Origin of the sequence: Oxobacter pfennigii (assembly GCF_001317355.1) — a bacterium.
Lineage (GTDB): Bacteria > Bacillota > Clostridia > Clostridiales > Oxobacteraceae > Oxobacter > Oxobacter pfennigii.
The window spans coordinates 101532-119878 of sequence record NZ_LKET01000051.1; the positions used below are offsets into that span (position 1 = coordinate 101532).

Here is an 18347-nt window from a genome sequence, read left to right on the forward strand (position 1 = left end):
GCCTTATAACTTTTATTAAGCTTTTATCATGAAGTCGGCATAAGCCTGAGTTGCATGTTCGCCGATATCAAGACCCTTAACTTCATCTTCTTCGTCAACTCTTAAGCCAACAGTTGCTTTAAGAACCTTGAAGAGTACAAATGTTGTTGCAAATGTCCAGGCTGCTACAGCCAATACGCCAATAGCCTGAACTCCGAGGAGTTTCAAACCGCCGCCGTATAAAAGCCCTCCGTCTACTGCGAACAATCCTACAAGAATTGTACCTGTGGCTCCGCATAAGCCGTGAACGCCTATGGCACCAACCGGATCATCTATTTTCAACACTTTATCGACAAATTCAACACCATATACGATTACAAATCCAGCGATTATTCCTATTGCTATAGCACCCCACATACTTACTGCTGCACAGCCTGCTGTTATAGCAACCAATCCAGCCAAGGCACCGTTAAGAGTCATGCTTACATCAGGTTTGCCATATTTGAACCATGTTATTATCATAACTACACAAGCTGCAGCTGCAGCTGCCAAGTTTGTTGTCATTGCTATTCTGCCAACATCTGCTGTTGCACCTAAAGTACTGCCGGGGTTAAATCCAAACCATCCGAACCAGAGTATGAATACACCAAGAGCACCCAAGGTTATGCTGTGTCCGGGTATGGCGTTTACTTCACCATTCTTGCCGTATTTTCCTATTCTAGGACCTATTATGGCTGCGCCCATTAATGCTGACCAACCACCTACTGAGTGAACAACAGTTGAACCTGCAAAATCGATAAATCCAAGCTGTGCTATCCAGCCGCCGCCCCAAATCCAGTGGCCTACTATAGGATATATAAACAAGCTTATAACGGCGCTGTATATGACATATGCTATGAATTTAGTTCTTTCAGCCATAGCACCGGATACTATTGTTGCAGCTGTTGCTGCAAACACTGTCTGGAATATTACGAAGGCCTCTATGGATATCCCAAGGCCAAGATGATCCATATTTCCTATTCCTATAACACCTGACCATCCGAAAAGACCTGCAACATCACTGCCAAACATTATATTGAAACCAATTACGTAGAATATTACTGAGCCGATTGCAAAGTCCATAAGATTTTTCATTATGATGTTACTTGCATTCTTTGCTCTTGTAAAACCGGTTTCAACCATTGCAAAACCTGCCTGCATGAAGAATACCAAGAATCCTGCCACCAAAGTCCATGCTGTGTCTATTGATGTTTTTAATTCTGCAGCAGTAGGTTCAGATGCAAATGCCATTGTATAAGTGAGCATCATGATTAAAGCTAAAAAAACCAAAACTCTTTTCAATTTCATCTTTTATCATCCTTCCTTGATTATTATATAAATTTAAATTTTAAATTTTGGAGCTTTTATTATAATTGTCACATGATAAAGTTTGGAATTAGTGTGACATATGTTAAAGTATAAATTTTAAATTATGAGTACGTTAACAAATAAAAAAGAGTCCAGTGTCAATAAACACCAGACCCCATTGCCTGACATCATTTTAGATTGCTTTTTCACCTTTTTCACCTGTCCTGATTCTTATCGCGTCTTCTACATTATATATAAATATCTTTCCGTCACCTATATTCCCGGTCTTAACTGTACTTAATACCTTATCGATTACTACATCAACTAAATTATCACCTAAAATGATTTCGATTTTGAACTTGTGGAGTAAACTAACATTTACTTCCGTTCCTCGGTAAAATGTCTTGCTTCCCTTCTGGTTACCGCTGCCCATAACCCCTGTAACCGTCATACCCTTCACACCTACATCATACAAAGCATCTTTAAGTTCATCTATTTTATCCGGACGTATAATTATTTCGAGTTTCTTCAATACTGCCCACCCCCCTTCATATATCCATAGGCATTCAGTCCAGTGTATAAACATCAGACTTCATTGCCGGAGTTTACACTTGATTCTCAAAAAAATTCAAGGCGCACTCAAAAATAAAATTTTTGAGAACGCCTTTGCCCTCTTGAGAATTAATGCTTTCTATTATTTTTTATAAAGTATATCACAGGCACTTATACAATGCAAGCATATTTTTGTTTAATTTTTCTATAAAATTTTATCCTCAATTGACAAAGTAAATGCAATTGCAATTGCTAAAGGTAGTTGCAATAAATCTGACAAAGCGACAGATTGCTTCTATCCTGGACGTACAATAAAAAGCCGAAAGCTCCATTGCAGAAGTTCCGGCCACAAATTCTCTATAAATTATACTGCAGCTTTTGCTCTTCTTTCCTTCAAATCTTTATTGATCTGAGGAATGAATTTTTCCAGATCAAAGAATGCGAGCATTACCATTATAAGTGTTGAACCAACACCGGGCAAAATAATGAATGCAGCTTTGATAGCTTCAATAGCTTCAGGAGTCTGAGTTGCAGCTCCTCCTACATAACCACCGCTTGCCAGTAACGCAGCAAGTATAGCTCCGCCGATACCGCTTCCAACCTTACCGCCAAAGCTGGCTCCGCTGTATATCATACCTTCGTTTCTGACGCCAGTCTTCCATTCACCGTATTCAACTGTATCAGCACGCATAGCATTAGATGCAGCTATCATAGCAGCAGGCCCTATTGACCTTAATACAGTTGAGAACCAAAGCATACCAACTGATGCCGGTGCGAACCAAAGAACTACTGAGCCTAAAACCTGAAGAGCCATACCTATAAGTCCTGCATTTCTCTTGCCTAATTTTCTTGTAACAGGTATAAACATAAATATGCCAATTGTTATACCGCCCCACATAAGTGACATGATAGGTCCAACCAATCCTGCATTACCTGTAATATAGTTTGTATAGTACACTGTTGCGCCCCAAGCCGAAGGAACCAATGAAGTCATTATCTGAATAAGAGTGATATTCCACCAATATTTATTTGCAAAAAGAGCTTTAACTCCAACTCCCAATGGAACTTTCGCATACTGTCTTCTCTCCGCTCTTTCCTTTGTAAATGCAAAACATAGAAGCATTAAGCCGACTCCTGCAAATGCCATTATAGTAAAGAACCAGAACATGCCTTTAGCTTCGCCGCCTAATGCTGCCATAATGGGTTTAGCATAAAGGTTTATAACCACAGCAGCTAAAGTATTGAATATTGAACCTACAGTGCTTATAGTTAAACGTCTCTTAGGATCCGGTGTAATAAGGGCAACTAATGCCTGCATCGGCAATGCCATACATGTTAAATAAAAAAATGCAACAGCGTTATAAGTTATAAATGCGTAAACGACTTTACCGCTGGTTGATATATTAGGTACATAATAAAGCAAAGATACCGATATTGCAGCCGGAAGGGCCATCCATAAAAGCCATGGCCTGGCTTTACCATATTTTGAGGTTGTCCTGTCTATAAGGACTCCAAGAAAAAGGTCTGTGGCACCGTCCAAGAAACGGGATACTAATAAAATCATTGCCACACTTGCAGCGGGGATTTTCATATAATCTGTGTAGAAAAATGTTAAATAAGTCATAAGTCCAGCTGAACCAAGGTTATAACCGAAATAGCCTAAACCATATGCCCCGACTTCCTTATTGCTGACTTCTTCGAATTGAACTTCTGCATTGATATTAGTTACTGAGCTCATCTGATTTTCCTCCTTAACCCTTTTAATAGTATTAAATAATTCCTTTTTAAAATAGTTCCCCCTCTTACAAATACCGCCTCCTTTGAAAACTTTATTAGATTTTAAGAGTAAAACCCTTATTTTAAAAGTTTTACTCCAAAGTCACTATTTTAAAAATCCTGTCGAAATAATAAAATCAAACAGTCTATAAATCAATAAATGAGCCATCATATTTTTACAAAAATCAATGGGATTTTACTTTATACAAAACGCGAGTACTATTAATCAAGGTGTGTCTTATGATATATAAATTACTGGTAATCTTTTTAAACAATTTATCGAATATTTACTATATATAATAAAAATTTAATAATACGTTTATTAGTAATTATATTGCAGAAATGTTTACATGGTAGAATTTATGTTTATATTGTAATACATGTGCTTCGTCAAGTCAATAAAATGCTATAAATTATAAAAAAATACTATGGTCTTTGCGTTGGATTACCATCATTCCCATAATGTAGAAGGCTGATTACCCGGAAGTGCTCCCCCCTGCATCAGAAGGTTTTTAAATCATCTTCTTACATTCATCTATAAATCCTCGTTAGAAAATAGCAAAAACCACTCCCATCCTCATATTTAGATACGAAAATCTAGTGGTTTAGTGCGAATTTCTGAGTTTCCTGCTCTTTATATTCATTTGTTATCTTTGTACACAATTCGGTTATATTTATTTATAAAATATAAAGGCGCACTGCGCAATTACATTATGATTGTCAGCATGACATATAGTTATATTGTATAAAGTTTTCAATGCATCCACTCCATACTTTTCAAATTGATTTATTATTCCCTCTTCTACTTTTGCCTTGCTGTTGTCAATAAAACCTGTTACAAAATAATCAGCCGCAAAATTATCTTTAAGAAGAAGGTAAGAATTTATAACTTGCTTATCAAAGTCGTCTATGCTGTGCTGAATTCCTTTTATATCTACCGGGTTAATTAATCCATAATATTTTACTAGGATTATTGCTTTATCATAATTTTCTTTGAGCCATTCCTTATTCTTCGCCGCTGCATCATCAACATCAGAAAAAACGATATCATTTATAAAAACAACCTTGGAAAAGTCATAGCTAGCAAGCTTTTTACCTGCCCCAATATATTCGGATATTTCATCGTTTAGTACCCTATAGCCGAATCCATCAAAAGATATGAGATTCATAACCCTCTCTACACGTTTTATTGAGCTGACAATTTCGCTTATTGGTATATTAAAGAACATATTAAAGCAAGAGATGATGTGATGATCTATATTTATCTTATTAAATGGCGTACTTCCGTTATAAAACTTTAAAGTTATTTCATTTACAGAGCCTAAATAATAATAATATCTATATTTTAATAGTTCATCGTAATTGTATGTTTCATCCAGATAATCAGTTTTATCTATATAAAGGTCTTTCATAAAGCCGGGAGCATTTCCGGTATTTTCAATAATTTTCTCGTTTATTTCATCAACATGAAGCCGCAGCAGCTTATGGTCATTCAGCATGGGGTAAAGAATAAGCTTTAACCTAAGGATTCTTTTTTCAAACTGTGATAAGTCGTCGCCTACTAACTCCACAACCTTTCTTCTGTTGTCTCTAAACTCCCTGACTATATGAACTAAAACATCTCTCTTATTTTTAAAATAATGGAACAAGACTGAAGTTGAAACCCCGGCAGCTTCCGCAATTTGTCTTACGGTAGTGTTGCCGTAACCTTCTTCATAAAATAGTTTCCTTGATACCTCCAGTATTTTTTGCTTTTTTCCGTGTTCCATTGATCACTTCACCTCCTGTTCAAGAATATCACATGAATTATCATGGAACAACAAGTAATATAATAGTATGCAACATGTTCAAAAAAATATTTGACCACGTTATTATTCCATGATATCCTTTTAATTAAAATGACATTGAATTACAAAATACAATCCAATTAATACCAAATTTTAAAAACTTTATTCTACTATTCTTATTATCGTCTGCAGCCTAACATCAAATCACTATATTTAATAATTACTTTATTTCATTTTATCTCAAATTTATTCTGAGGCTATATGTTCATCGCAAAATTTAAAACCACTATCCCATATTAAATTCCTTCTACCTATTATTAAATTTTGAATTTAAAAATGCTGTACCGGTATTTTTAAAAATAAAAAAAGCAGGGGGAGTTATTGTTATGCCGCATATAAAAACTTAATAAGAAGCCAAGCAAGCTTGACAATAGGTAAAATACACAATAGAAAAATTTATAGTATTTGTTCTGAAATGAGGGAAGCAATTTTAAAAATGGCCAAGCTAGTAATTCAGTAGTTGGATTGTTTACTTCTGCATAAGCTGTATATGTATTGCCTCTTTGCAAAGAGCTCAGGTGAGTATGGGTTCTATAAAACAGGAAAAGATTATCGCGCTACCACAACGGGATTGTACACCATACCTGCTAAAACCGGCTTTGCATTGAGCGGAGCCATATCCGGTTTTGGCCTTGCAGTTATAGGGTATGCAGCCGTCATGACAGTTACCCCGGAATTTATAAATAATTTCATGTGGATTTTATGGGGAATTCCCGCAGCCTCATATGCATTGGCAGGACTTATAATGCTCTTTGGATATAAGATAGCCGATGCTGATGCGGCAAAATACGCAACGGCGAATGCCGAAACAATGAGGAAGATGAAGGAGCAATTAGCTTAAAAAATCAATAAGAATTACTTATCACAAATAATAATATTAAAAGAGGAGTGAAAGGAATGACAATTCCAAAGTTTGATGAAAAAGAATTAAAAACCGTAGGTGAAATGCCAAGTTTGATAGTTGGCGGACCTTCCACACCATTGTATGACTTTCCGGTATCCAGAAAAGAAGCTTACATTGCAACATTAAAAAGGAAACCAGTCTGGCTTATTACTAATGTTGAAACAAGAACAATCACACCAACATGTAATCCAGATAACGTTGCCAGAGCCTTTGCTTTTGAGGACACAAGACAGCCCGTTGAAGAAGGCGGCGGGAAAGATATGTTTGGTATTGAATGGGTATATGTACCCGTAGCAGGCGGCTCCATGGTAAAACCGGGTGCGCCCCTCTTAAGTGATGCTAATGAATGGGAAGAAAAATTGGTATGGCCGGACATAGACAGCTGGGATTGGGAAAAAAGCGCCAAGAATGTAAATCTTTCTTCTGAGGTATTCAATGTTCCCAGTATATTAAACGGATGGTTTGAAAGACTTATTTCCTTTATGGATTTCGACAAGGCAGTCGTTGCACTTATTGACGATGATCAAAAAGATGCAGTAAAAGCTCTCTTTGACAAGCTTTCTGATTTATATATAAAAATCATCGACAAATACATCGAAAAATTCCCCGGAGTAGACGGAATCAACATGCATGATGACTGGGGCGGGCAGAGCAATACCTTCTTCTCCCCTGACACATGTGCAGAAATGATCGTTCCTTATATGAGAAAAGTTACCGATCATATTCACTCAAAGGGACTATTTGCTGACTTACACAGCTGCGGAAAAATTGAAAGACAGGTTCCCAATATGATAGCAGCAGGATGGGATTCATGGAGCGGACAGCCGATGAATGATACTCAAATGCTTTATGAGCAATACGGCGATAAGATAATTCTTGGAGTTCTTCCCAATCCATTGAGTCCTGATGCTACTGAAGCAGAACAGAGGGAAGCAGCAGCAAATTTTGTTGAAAAATTCTGCAACCCTGATAAACCATGTTTCTTACATCGTATGGCTACCATAACTCCTGCATTCAGGGAAGAAGCTTATAAGCTATCCAGAATAAAATTCAGCGGAGAATAATTAAAATAAAAAAGAGAGGATTTTTTCTTCAAAACAATCCTCTCTTTTTTTATTCAATGATCACAGCGACAGGATTTGAAGCTGCAGCTCATAGTCGGCGTGCTGAGCTGGTGCATATATTATGTAGTTTATTATGAATAAATATCAGAAAACTCGATATTAGTTATTTGCACAAGCCGGTTATCCATCATCAAATCATGTATTGGCTTTTCATCTTGTTCCTCTGCTACTGTTTCATTAGGAAGTAAGATTGTAAATGTACTGCCTTTGCCTATCTTGCTTTTAACTGATATGCTCCCATTTAAGGCTTCAACAAACTTCTTTACAAGTGACAGACCTATACCCGTACCTTCCGCTTGTCTTGACAGCGAACTATCAACCTGCCCAAACCTTTCAAATATTACACCTATTTTATTAGGCGGTATGCCTATTCCATTATCTTTTACCTCAATACATACGTTACCTTTTGAAGAATGTAAATTCACAACAATAGACTTACCCTCTGGGGTGAATTTAATAGCATTGGAAAGAAGATTTAGAATAATCCTCTCATATTTCTCGTCATCTATGCCTATCATCTTCTTCGACAATGCAGATACGAATGTTACCCTGACTCCCTTATATGATGCAAACTCATATACCGATTCAGTAATAGCTTTTGTAAGGAAAACTATATCTAAATTCTTTTTATTTATCTTAATACGTCCTGCATTGGCACGGGTAATATCAAGAAGGTTGTTAACCAGTCTTAACTGCCTGTTTACATTCTTCTTAATGGTCCCTATATACTCTTTAATTTTTTCTGTCATCTCATTAGCATAAACAGAATTCAAAGCCTGTATAGCTGTATTAATCACATTAAGAGGAGTCCTGAACTCATGGGAAACAAGAGACAAAAATTCATCCTTCATCTCTATTGCCTTTTCAAGAGCTTCATTTTTTTCACGCTCTGCTTTTAAAAGCTTTTCCTGATAATACTTTTGTTCCATTATATCTGCTGCCTGTCGTGCCAACACATCAAGAAGCTTAAGCTCCCTTTCTGTCGGATAATGAGGTTCGCGCCAGTGGGTAGAAATCATCCCTACCATCCTGCCGCTTCTGGAATATAAGGGAGTCGTCTGGACAGCATTAATTCCTGTCTGGAAGCATATAACCTGGTCTTCCGTGCCTTGCATAAAGCCACATTCCTTCACATTGGATGTGATGACACGGTTCCCTGTTCGTAAAGCCTCACCACAAGTAGAACCTGATTCGGCATATACCCATTCCCAAAATTTTGCAGCTTGTGGATTAAATCCTCGAAAGGCTAAGAGCTCAAGTCTACATCCGTTGTCATGTTCAATGTGGAGCATCTGCAGGCTGGCATATTCAGAGCGCATAATTTGCATTGCGGCATCGATAATCCTCTCATATAATAACTGAATATTACCTTCACAGAGAAGCTCCATACTTATACCTTGCAAAAGGCTGGTATCCGCCAACTCTCCTTCAAGTTGTTTGTTTTGTTCTTTTAACTTTTCTTCGCATTCTACCATTTTAGAAACGTCACGGTGGGAAACTACTGCCGATATCAAATTATTTTTGCCATTAAAAATAGGAACGGCATTAACCTCTACAATCACAGTCTTGCCAGGGAGCTTGCCAATAACCCTTTCATTCCTTATTTTCTCACCTCTGAGTACCCTTCTTGTAGGCAAATTTTCTACAAGTATAGGGTTATTATCCAAATCAAAATATTGCATCCCATTATGAACATCATTTACTTTGGTGCCAATACTTATGTGAGGATATTGTTTACGGGCCTCAGCATTTATGTAGATAACACTGCCCGCCTTGTCATAAATGATAATAACATCATTCATGTTTTCAATGACAGCCTCAAGAAGATCTTTTTGCTGCTTTAATTCCTCCTCCAGTTTCTTATGTCCGATGTTTAGTGGGATAACTCTATCCTTCGAAGAGCAATCAGTCTTCTTGGCGTATTCCAAGGTAAATTGTTTGCCGGCATAAGCAAAACTCCAATCATAATCGCGCACATAACAATTATATTGTATTCCGTCCAGAGTCACATTAATCTTCTGGCTGCGAACCTCAAGGCTTTCTTCAAACCACCTGCGTTCACTAATATCTTCAAATATTACAATGAAATGGGTTATAACTCCTGAAGAATCATATAAAGGGGAAGAACTAACAAGTATGGGTATATGCTTATCCTCTTCACTTTTAATGGTCATTTCTGAATTGCGTACTATCTCCCCATACTTTAATGGACTTACAGGTATATCTTCCAGTGGGCAGGACATATCATCTGACTTTTGAGCATTAACTTTAGCAATAAATGAATCCAAATCATACCCTATATAGTCAGAACCGTAGAGTTCCATGCCACGCCTGTTAACATATAAAAATTTCCTATCTGCTGCATCAACTAAAACTATTGATAAGGGAATAGCATCCAAAATTGCTTTAAATCTTTTTTCTTCATGGAATTTAATAGAAAATAAGGGAGCGACAGCAGATTTTTCTCTCAAGAACAATTCCAATTCCTGATTGCGTTTTCTGAGTTGAATCAGTTCATTTATAAGCTCCTCTTTGTCACGGTCTCTTTCTATCAAAACAATTCCTCCTCAAAGATGTACTATCATTAGAGCAGAGGCGCCTATAATTATACCACTTTGCCCTGAATTTAATGTTTTTTCATGGCCGATAATTTCCCATTGCCATAGTAAAATAATAAATTATATTCTACGGCCATTTTGATATTCCTGCCATAATGGTAAATTATTCTATATTTTCATACTATAGAAATTGATTAAGACTTTTATTTCTTCATAACATTTTCTACTTCAAAAAAGAATGAGGGCGAATTTGGGTTAAAAAACAAAAATAAACGGATTTACATTTTTATAAATCCGCTTTATCAATGATCATAGTGACAGGATTTAAACCTATGGTCTTTTGATCCCTAAATAAACGTGTATGAATTATTTTACTTAGTCATCTATCTCTTAAAAGCAATCGGGTTTACGGGTGGTGCCGATTATGGCTGGGTCAGGCGGGTAACTGCTGACTTAAGCTGTTTTATGCGCTCTGCTCTCTCCAGCTCCGGCGGGATTTCCGGATTGCCGAAGGGGTATTTTATGCTCCTGGCTTCCATAATACGGTTTGTACCAAAAGCTTTTGACACCGGAGTCATATTGCACCAGTGTATTGTAGGAATTCCGGCCTTTTCAAGCTCTCTTATTATCACTGCACCGCAGCGGGTGGACGTTCCTCATGTGGAGGTTAGTATAACGGCATCAATATTGTGGTTTTTGATGTACTCAACCATACTTTTTCCTATATTCATACCGTTTGAAAGGCTGCCTGCCAAGCCTGCGCAGGAAAGGACTTCATTATGGAATTTTGTGATACCTTCTTCTTCAAGGGCACGCATAGCGTCAAGGGGGACAAGACGGTTCGGGTTCTCGATTGCGTAGGTCCTGTCAAATCCGCCGTGGACACAGGTATATTCCTCACTGGAAAGGGTTTTCTTGCCATCTACGTTATAGGCATGATATACATTAGATCCGGCTGACGGCATTCTTTCAGTGTTTTCCTTGGTACACAATGCTCCGTCTGTAGCAAACATGATTGTGGCTTTTGACAGGTCAGCGATGGGAACCGGTGATGGTATCTTTTCATTTACAGGCATGGGGATTTCGGTTTTGAAAGGACGTCCTTGTACCTTATTTATGAGCATGTCTACAGCTCTCTTTGAGGCCATATAATCGTACTTTTTAGCAACCATCCATCCTCGCTCAAAGAATCCTTCTTTTTCAGGATCACGCTCTAAGGTGCCGTCATAAAGCTTATATGCAAAGTCCACCATCTTCTTGATTTCTTCAGCCATCTTTCTGGCATTATTGCCTGACCTCAGGATAAAAATGTCCGGAGCATAGATTTCCCTGCCCGGGTTTTCATCAAACATAGCTGTTACAGCGGGAATGCCGAGCTTCTTTTTTACAGCTTTGCAAAGGGAGCCGCATGCAATGCCGTAGCGGCCGGCATTAAATGCAGGTCCGGCAAAGAACATATCAGGCTTGAAGCCTTCGATTACTTTAAGAACCTCTTGTGTTACAGTCTTGATGTTTTCCGCAATATAGTTATCTCCGCAAATAATTGTGCCAACGATTTCTGCACGGTCTCTCAGTGCGGCCTGCAGACTAATTCCGGGGCCTATCGGCTTATCCTCAGTCTGAATACCCATACTGGCAGATTCTTCGCCTCCAATCTGGGCAAAAAACTGATTGATATAATGGACAACTCTCAGTTTTTCAGCCATCTGTGTTTGCCTCCTTTATTTTAAAATATATTAAATCATATCCTTTGAGCTCCATACCTTGTCCAGCCCATCTGGCTCTGAGCTCCATGCATTGACCTTAATGCAATGGTCATCGGGCCGAGGGGATTGCCGTACCTTGTATCCGGGCTTGAACCAATGACCTGGTCGGCCGCGGGCAGGGACAATACAACGGCGGCTCCGGTGGAAACAATTGCATCAGTATATTTCGACTTGAAGATTACTTGAGCGTTGGTCTCGTTAGATAATCCAAGCAGCACCAAAGTCGTCTTAATTCCATACTCTCCTTCCAGTACGTCGGCGGCCAGGCCCACATCGATCTGGGGGTGGCCTCCGCCTTCTTTAGTAATGATGCAGCCTTCAGCCTTCAGCTGATTATGCACCATTGAAGCTGCCATGGTGGCGTTACGCAGCTTACTCTCCACTGTATGATGGACATTGTTTAAAACCACTCCCACAAAGTTTACGTCAATACCATGACGGCGATAGAGTTCAAAAATAATCGGGTGATTTTGCCATACATAGGTGGGATCGGCATTGGTGGAGTTGTCATAATCTCTGTTTAAGACTGCCCCGTCTATGATTTCATTGGGATGTAGGATAATCGGGAGGGATTCTCCCATGGTCTCACCGTAGACTAAAGCATCCGTATATGGCCTGTGGCAGAACACATCGCACAGGTAGGCAATCTTCGGAAGTCCCTCAAGATTATGGCGCTCTAAGGTAAATTCCTCCGTCTCATCAGGTGTACAAGCTTTGGCTAGCCCGGCCAGATGCCTGGCTAGCTTCTTGGATGCTGTATGCAGACTGCCCAGATACACAGTTCTGGAAATTCCTTCCGCAGGGAAGGCATCAATGGTAACATGGTAGTAGCCGGCTATATACGCTGCCTCCACAGTAACCTTTGACAGGTCCAGTATGCTGGGGATATCCACCGGCATCTCCACCACCTCCGAAACCGCGATATTTCGAAGCATCAGGCTCCTGCCTCTGCCAACGGTGCGCATCTTGCCGATGACGCCGGGGAAGGTGTCGCCCTCGTCGTCCAGCTTAATGGTGGGCTGCACAATATCTCCTATGTTGATAATGCGGGTATTTGTGCCGGGTACCGCAATGCTGATTTCAACCTTTGAAAAGGCTTCACTGCTTACGACCTTTTCAAGCTCATCCTTGCTGACATGCAGTGTGTGCCCGTCGATATACGACCTATTGTCAAAGGCAACATTATCGATATCTACATAAAGACGTTCAAGTTTCACTGTTTATAGTACCTCCTCTTTCAAAATTCATATTAACCAAGATTTATATAAATGAGCGGCATAAATCGTCTTAGTGAGCTATTGCCTCATTCTTTCTTGCGTTTATTTCATCCTGCATTTGCTTTACCCTTGCTTCAGTTAGTTTGAATCCTAAAAGCAGTACTAAACCGGTAAATAATAATCCCGCAGCCGGTATCAAAGTCATAATATTGATGATTCCAGCCTTTAACGCCGGCGTCGGTGTCATTTTTGCAACAAATCCGATGGATGCAAGAGCAGCAGCCATTATAATTCCATTTGTCATTTTTCCTACCTTTAAAGGAAAGTTCATAAGGCCCATAATGAATCCTGCCGTGTTTTGCCCGGTTTTCCATTCGCCATAAACAATTGTATCGCTGTACAGGGCAACGTTTGATGAGCCTGTTATTCCGACAATGAATGAGGAACATGCAAAGACGGCAATAAACAAGGAAGTTTGTAGCCCAACAAACCTTGCAATTAAATATAAACAGCCTGATATAAGTGTCCCGGTGATTGTCATTGTACGTGTATTATTAATTCTTTTGCTTACCGCAGGTGAAGCAAGTGTACCTAAAATTGATGCGATAGATGTGATGAGCATATGTAAGGGCATAAGGGCCATATTTTGAGCTACATAAGTATAGTAATAAGCAATAGACCCGGCCATTATAAAGGCTGCAATATTCCTGCCGTAATCAGCAAGCAAAAGGACTAACAGCGGAGGATTTTGGAATAAGTTTTTCAAAATATCACTAAGTGATGCTCTTTCTTTCTTCTTAACTGCAGTCTTTGTCTGTTGAGCTTCTGCGCCTTTAACAGGGAGTTCTTCATATCCTTCTGTCATTTTAAAAGTAATTAAATAGCCGGCCCACATGCTGACTGCCATGAGAAATTGAAGAACCGTATAGCCAAAGACCAGATTCCCGGTTACAGTGCCAACGAATAAAGCCAGAGGTGTGCTTATATAGGAGAAAAATAACCTGGAAATGCTTGACCAAAACATTCTTCTGGAAGAAAGCAGTACTTTTTCCTGGGTATTATTGGCCAGCAGCGGGAGGAGGGCCAGATTGGCCACCCATGGAGTGTTAAGCAGCGGCTTTGATATAACAGCACTTACTATGATAATTATGGCTGCTATATTATCGGTCCCTATCTTTGTATACTGCAGGGTCATAAATAATACAACAAGCGGGGGCAAAACAATAAGCCACGAACGCAATTTGCCCCATCTCATGGGTTTAACGGTATCAATAACTGCACCATATACACCGGAGAATATTGCATCAAAAGTATTAGGGATAGAAATGATTAAGGCAACCAGTGCAAGATTAAACCCTGCAACGTCGGTTAGAAAGTAAGTTTGCAGGTACACACCTACGCTGGTCATGAGGGAAAAGCCTAAATCTCCGACTCCATAAAATGTTTTCAGAGACTTACTTAAGGGTTTTTTCATAAGAATTCCTCCTGTTTACCATAATATTTTAGTAATATATAACATTACATATTACTCATAATGAAGGATTAATTAAAACCATTAAGAATATTAAATACTTTTCCTTATAAAATTCTTCCATCGTTACTGTTAATGCTCTCAAGCTGGCATAATGACTTATTCCTTTTTATAACTAATTTGTTTTTTTATACCAATATAAGTATAAGGTTTAATGTAACCTTAAGGTCAATAGCATTTCAAAAGATTAAGCCTCTGTAAATATAGGTTTTTAAAGCTTAGAATTTAATTTATTCGAAGCTTAAAAACCTTAAGGGAACCAAATTTTCATATGCATGAGCTAATTTAAAAATTTGGTTCCCTATATATGCAGAGACTTTTTTATGCAATTTCATTCTTTAAGTAATGTTGCGGACAGGAATGCTTATACCGAACCTGTAAATTTTCATCCCTCTTTCAAAAATGATTTCTATAAGCTCAATCAGCAGAGGGCCTTCAATTTTCAGTTTATTCATATAAATGTAGTCAAGCAACTTTTTAAAATATTCTATGGTAAATGAACCGCTGTTGTGCTTTTTCTCTATAACTCCATATAAAGCTCTGCAAGCCGGAAAGTATTTTACCTGAGGTATATTCTCAACTTCTGAATACTTGATGTTTTCTTCTTTTAATGCCACACCATAGCTATAATTAAATTCAGTTTGTTGCAGCATGGCTTCAATAGGAATCACACATAAAAAATATGTAGAAGGCATCTTTTCCATCCAGCTCCTGTATATTTTTTCACTGGCGCTCTCTATAGAAAGATCTTCTTTATTTCCTCCCCCTATCCAATAAAAGCCCGGCCTCTCGATAATCCTGTATTCTCCCAGACAGTCTTCCACACTGCCGGAACGGTCCAGCATTTCCTTGAGCCTGCTTTGCTGACACTGAAGCCTTGATATCTCTTCTTCAATCTCAACGCTTCTCCTTTCAAGCTGCTTATGCAGCTCATCATGGCTGCATTTACCGATTAGCTCAGCTGATTTGTGTAGTGAAAAACCCAGACTCCGGTAAAGCCTGGATCTCAAGAGAGAACAAGTATCATAGTATTCATAGTACCTGTAGTTATTCTCACTCTGTTGCTTTGGGTTTACTATTCCCTGTGTCTCGTAGAACCTGATTACATGCTTGGGCATGCTGGCCATTCGCGACATGTCCCCTATGCGATACTTCTTCATATCCAGCACCTGCTGAAACTATTGTTTAATCATTTTCGGTATTTTCTCATATCCATCACCTTTCGGAACTAGCCTTTAATCAAGGCAAATAAAATCCTTGTTTCTTTAATATATTCTGAACTGTTTTAACATCTGCATTTCTAGGCTGAATGTTGGAATTGACGGCAACATATGCTGCTGCGCCGGCAGCCTCACCTATAGCAGTGCACGGTGGAATGAGATTAATCCAGTTGTGGGCATATACGTCTGCCGACAAGCATCTCCCGGCGGCTATTAAGTTATCCAGTTTTTCAGGTACCAATGCGCGATAGGGTATCTGCATAGGTATTTCCTCGCCTGGCGCATTGAAGACATGCTGTGCAGGAGTGATTGCTACAACATCATCATAGGTTTTTCCCTGCTTCAGATCATCAAAACTTATCTGGTATAGCCCTTTCAATCTTCTGCTGTACCTTACACCTATTTGAGGAGCTACATCCATAAGATACCCGTTTTCATAGCCAGGCATTTCCTTATTAAGGAATTCGATTACTTTAACAATTTGCTTTCTGACTTCAATCTCCACAAAGGTCAAATCCTTCACCTTCATGCCATTTTTCCCGAATGTCCAGTTGTTGACCCATACATTGTCATTTCGGTTACTTGGGATCAGCGCCATCCTGAATCCTGCCATTTTAAGAATCTGGTTCATTTTTTCAGCCCAATCTTGACGATTGTCCTTTATATAATTCAGATATTTTTTATGGTCAATATTTGCAATTCTGAAGCACAGACTCAAATTTGAGTTTCTTATGGCAGGATCTATACTGTCATCGAACTCTGCCCCTGCAGATGCAAATATATCCCCTTCTCCTGTTGCATCAATAATAACTTTGGCTAATACTGCCTTTCTTCCTTCCTTGCTTTCGAAGAAAACGCCCTTAAGCTGACCGTCTTCCATATATGCTTTAGCAGCCCAGCAGTGGAAGTATACAATTACATTAGATTCTTCGACCATATCGTTCAGGACGATCTTAAGAAGTTCAGGATCAACATAGGTTCCATAGCAAATCTTATTGTTCCAAACTGTCCCCATATAGCCTGACCACTGCTTAATCAGTTCGGGATCGCTGCTTCCGGCATCTTTTTTACTTGGTCCATAAAGCCCGTCAGGAAGCTTGCCTAATCTATCCATCCACTCCTGCAGTATTCCGGTAATCTGAACTCCTGTTCCATTGTCAATATTGGGTATCATAGATACATGCCCGCCTGTTACTTGTCCTCCAAGGTATCCATACCTCTCCGACAATATTACCCTCGCACCATTTCTTGCAGCTGAAATGGCTGCTGCAGTTCCTGCCGGACCTCCTCCGACAACCAGTATGTCGGCTTCATCAAAAACAGGTATTTGAGATGCAGGTTCAAATATTGTTTTTGTCATATACAAAACCCCCTTATTGATTATTTTTCCAACTATACATAATTGTACCACATTCTTAGCTAATATTTATGTCAAAATTAATCACAATCTTCGTGATAATCAGCATTAAAAAAAAAATTAAGTACTTGACAATATTAAGTAGACAACGTATACTAATAAGCGTTTAGTATTTAATATTGTTTAGTACATTTTGGTGGTGAGAGTTTTGAATAAAGAAATGCTGAAAGGCACAATAGATATTCTTATCCTGAGCGTCCTCAAGGAGCAAGATAGCTATGGATACGAAATATCAAAAATTATCAAAACAAAATCAGGTGATTTATTTGAAATACTGGAAGCAACTATGTATCTTGCACTGAAAAGGCTTGAAAAACAAAACGTAATCGAGGCCTATTGGGGAACTGAAACAGGCGGTGGCAGGCGCAGATATTTCAAAATCACTGATTTGGGCAGCGAGCAATTAGCGCAGCTGACTTCTGACTGGAGACAAACCGTGAGTCTCGTAGATAAGTTCATTTAGGGAGGTTTTTATATGAACAAGATAAAAAAGATTTACAGCCTCACCGATATAAAATATCCGTGGCTGCTTTTGATTTCGATGTTGGGGTTCATTCTTGCCCTGTATTTCAATCGAGCATACCCTTACGCTTTCACAAGGATTGAAATTGTGATTTATGGCGCAGTTTTTCTTGTTGCCCTGTTATGGAGCATATTGAATTATGTAGGCCACTTGAAAATAAGCGCAATATACAAAAGGCACGACAATATAGAGGTCTTTATCCGAGGGCTCACCATGAACAATGAGGAAAAGGCTGACCTAACAGAGTATATTAACGATTTTGTCAAGGATTTAGAGGAAAACGGCAGTACACATGAAGAAGCTGTAAGGACAGCTATCAGTCATTTTCAAGTGAAGGAGTTTACACAATGGCAAGGCAATATATTTGAAACTCCGATACACTACTATTTATTGGGCTATGTATCAATCTTTGCCGGGCTTATCATAGTCATACAGTGTATTGACTTGATTGTATCCCTACCGTTTATTATACTGGCGGTGAGTTTTATGCTTATGTTGTTCAGTGCCGCATTTATATGTCTATTCTTTATCTATAAGCTGATGGACGTAATGATTGCAAAAAAGTAAAATACGGAAAGGTAACTTT

At 38.8% G+C, this 18347-nt stretch carries 14 protein-coding genes; 4 read left to right on the top strand and 10 right to left on the bottom strand.

Going from position 1 to position 18347, the window contains the following annotated elements; genetic code table 11:
• Positions 1–15 precede the first annotated feature (15 nt).
• The 4 genes from OXPF_RS17690 to OXPF_RS17705 all read right to left on the bottom strand — a co-directional run bounded on the left by OXPF_RS17690 (position 16) and on the right by OXPF_RS17705 (position 5423).
• Positions 16–1269, bottom strand: coding sequence for an ammonium transporter (locus OXPF_RS17690; protein ID WP_201779743.1), 1254 nt, complete (start codon positions 1267–1269; stop codon positions 16–18).
• A gap of 250 nt (positions 1270–1519) precedes the next feature.
• Complete coding sequence (locus tag OXPF_RS17695) at positions 1520–1858, bottom strand: P-II family nitrogen regulator (protein ID WP_054876554.1); 339 nt, start codon at positions 1856–1858, stop codon at positions 1520–1522.
• Positions 1859–2242: 384 nt separating this feature from the next.
• The gene (locus OXPF_RS17700; protein WP_054876555.1) at positions 2243–3616 is read right to left on the bottom strand and encodes an MFS transporter; all 1374 of its coding nucleotides are present in this window, start codon (positions 3614–3616) and stop codon (positions 2243–2245) included.
• Between the two features lie 712 nt (positions 3617–4328).
• Entirely contained in the window at positions 4329–5423 is a 1095-nt protein-coding gene (locus tag OXPF_RS17705; protein ID WP_054876556.1) for a TetR/AcrR family transcriptional regulator, read from the bottom strand.
• A gap of 568 nt (positions 5424–5991) precedes the next feature.
• On the opposite strand from OXPF_RS17705, the gene OXPF_RS17710 reads away from it, so the two are divergent.
• The gene (locus OXPF_RS17710) at positions 5992–6342 is read left to right on the top strand and encodes an MFS transporter (RefSeq protein WP_054876557.1); all 351 of its coding nucleotides are present in this window, start codon (positions 5992–5994) and stop codon (positions 6340–6342) included.
• Between the two features lie 56 nt (positions 6343–6398).
• Positions 6399–7469, top strand: coding sequence for a uroporphyrinogen decarboxylase family protein (locus OXPF_RS17715; RefSeq protein WP_054876558.1), 1071 nt, complete (start codon positions 6399–6401; stop codon positions 7467–7469).
• A gap of 131 nt (positions 7470–7600) precedes the next feature.
• Here OXPF_RS17715 and OXPF_RS21935 read toward each other — a convergent pair whose 3' ends face one another.
• The 6 genes from OXPF_RS21935 to OXPF_RS17750 all read right to left on the bottom strand — a co-directional run bounded on the left by OXPF_RS21935 (position 7601) and on the right by OXPF_RS17750 (position 17181).
• Positions 7601–10084, bottom strand: a complete 2484-nt coding sequence (locus OXPF_RS21935; RefSeq protein ID WP_083480024.1) for a sensor histidine kinase — start codon at positions 10082–10084, stop codon at positions 7601–7603.
• 425 nt (positions 10085–10509) lie between these two features.
• Positions 10510–11793 (bottom strand): glycine/betaine/sarcosine/D-proline family reductase selenoprotein B, encoded by a 1284-nt coding sequence (locus OXPF_RS17730; RefSeq protein WP_242854450.1) that lies wholly within the window; start codon positions 11791–11793, stop codon positions 10510–10512.
• A 35-nt stretch (positions 11794–11828) separates the two neighbouring features.
• Positions 11829–13070: a glycine/sarcosine/betaine reductase component B subunit gene (locus OXPF_RS17735; RefSeq protein WP_054876560.1), complete on the bottom strand. Its 1242-nt coding sequence runs from the start codon at positions 13068–13070 to the stop codon at positions 11829–11831.
• Between the two features lie 70 nt (positions 13071–13140).
• Complete coding sequence (locus tag OXPF_RS17740; RefSeq protein WP_054876561.1) at positions 13141–14544, bottom strand: MFS transporter; 1404 nt, start codon at positions 14542–14544, stop codon at positions 13141–13143.
• A gap of 395 nt (positions 14545–14939) precedes the next feature.
• On the bottom strand, positions 14940–15761 hold the full coding sequence (locus OXPF_RS17745) for a MerR family transcriptional regulator (RefSeq protein WP_083480026.1): 822 nt from the start codon (positions 15759–15761) through the stop codon (positions 14940–14942).
• Between the two features lie 79 nt (positions 15762–15840).
• Positions 15841–17181 (bottom strand): FAD-dependent oxidoreductase, encoded by a 1341-nt coding sequence (locus OXPF_RS17750; protein ID WP_054876563.1) that lies wholly within the window; start codon positions 17179–17181, stop codon positions 15841–15843.
• 196 nt (positions 17182–17377) lie between these two features.
• Between OXPF_RS17750 and OXPF_RS17755 the strand changes: the two genes are divergently transcribed.
• Positions 17378–17701, top strand: a complete 324-nt coding sequence (locus OXPF_RS17755) for a PadR family transcriptional regulator (RefSeq protein ID WP_242854452.1) — start codon at positions 17378–17380, stop codon at positions 17699–17701.
• A gap of 12 nt (positions 17702–17713) precedes the next feature.
• The gene (locus OXPF_RS17760; RefSeq protein WP_054876565.1) at positions 17714–18328 is read left to right on the top strand and encodes a hypothetical protein; all 615 of its coding nucleotides are present in this window, start codon (positions 17714–17716) and stop codon (positions 18326–18328) included.
• The last annotated feature ends 19 nt before the right edge of the window (positions 18329–18347 follow it).

What these genes read in the sequence shown, in the direction of transcription:
- OXPF_RS17690 (WP_201779743.1), bottom strand. Translation starts at nt 1,269, where the DNA reads ATGGCATTTGCATCTGAACCTACTGCTGCAGAATTAAAAACATCAATA.
- OXPF_RS17700 (WP_054876555.1), bottom strand. Translation starts at nt 3,616, where the DNA reads ATGAGCTCAGTAACTAATATCAATGCAGAAGTTCAATTCGAAGAAGTC.
- OXPF_RS17705 (WP_054876556.1), bottom strand. Translation starts at nt 5,423, where the DNA reads ATGGAACACGGAAAAAAGCAAAAAATACTGGAGGTATCAAGGAAACTA.
- OXPF_RS17710 (WP_054876557.1), top strand. Translation starts at nt 5,992, where the DNA reads ATGTATTGCCTCTTTGCAAAGAGCTCAGGTGAGTATGGGTTCTATAAA.
- OXPF_RS17715 (WP_054876558.1), top strand. Translation starts at nt 6,399, where the DNA reads ATGACAATTCCAAAGTTTGATGAAAAAGAATTAAAAACCGTAGGTGAA.
- OXPF_RS17740 (WP_054876561.1), bottom strand. Translation starts at nt 14,544, where the DNA reads ATGAAAAAACCCTTAAGTAAGTCTCTGAAAACATTTTATGGAGTCGGA.
- OXPF_RS17745 (WP_083480026.1), bottom strand. Translation starts at nt 15,761, where the DNA reads ATGAAGAAGTATCGCATAGGGGACATGTCGCGAATGGCCAGCATGCCC.
- OXPF_RS17750 (WP_054876563.1), bottom strand. Translation starts at nt 17,181, where the DNA reads ATGACAAAAACAATATTTGAACCTGCATCTCAAATACCTGTTTTTGAT.
- OXPF_RS17760 (WP_054876565.1), top strand. Translation starts at nt 17,714, where the DNA reads ATGAACAAGATAAAAAAGATTTACAGCCTCACCGATATAAAATATCCG.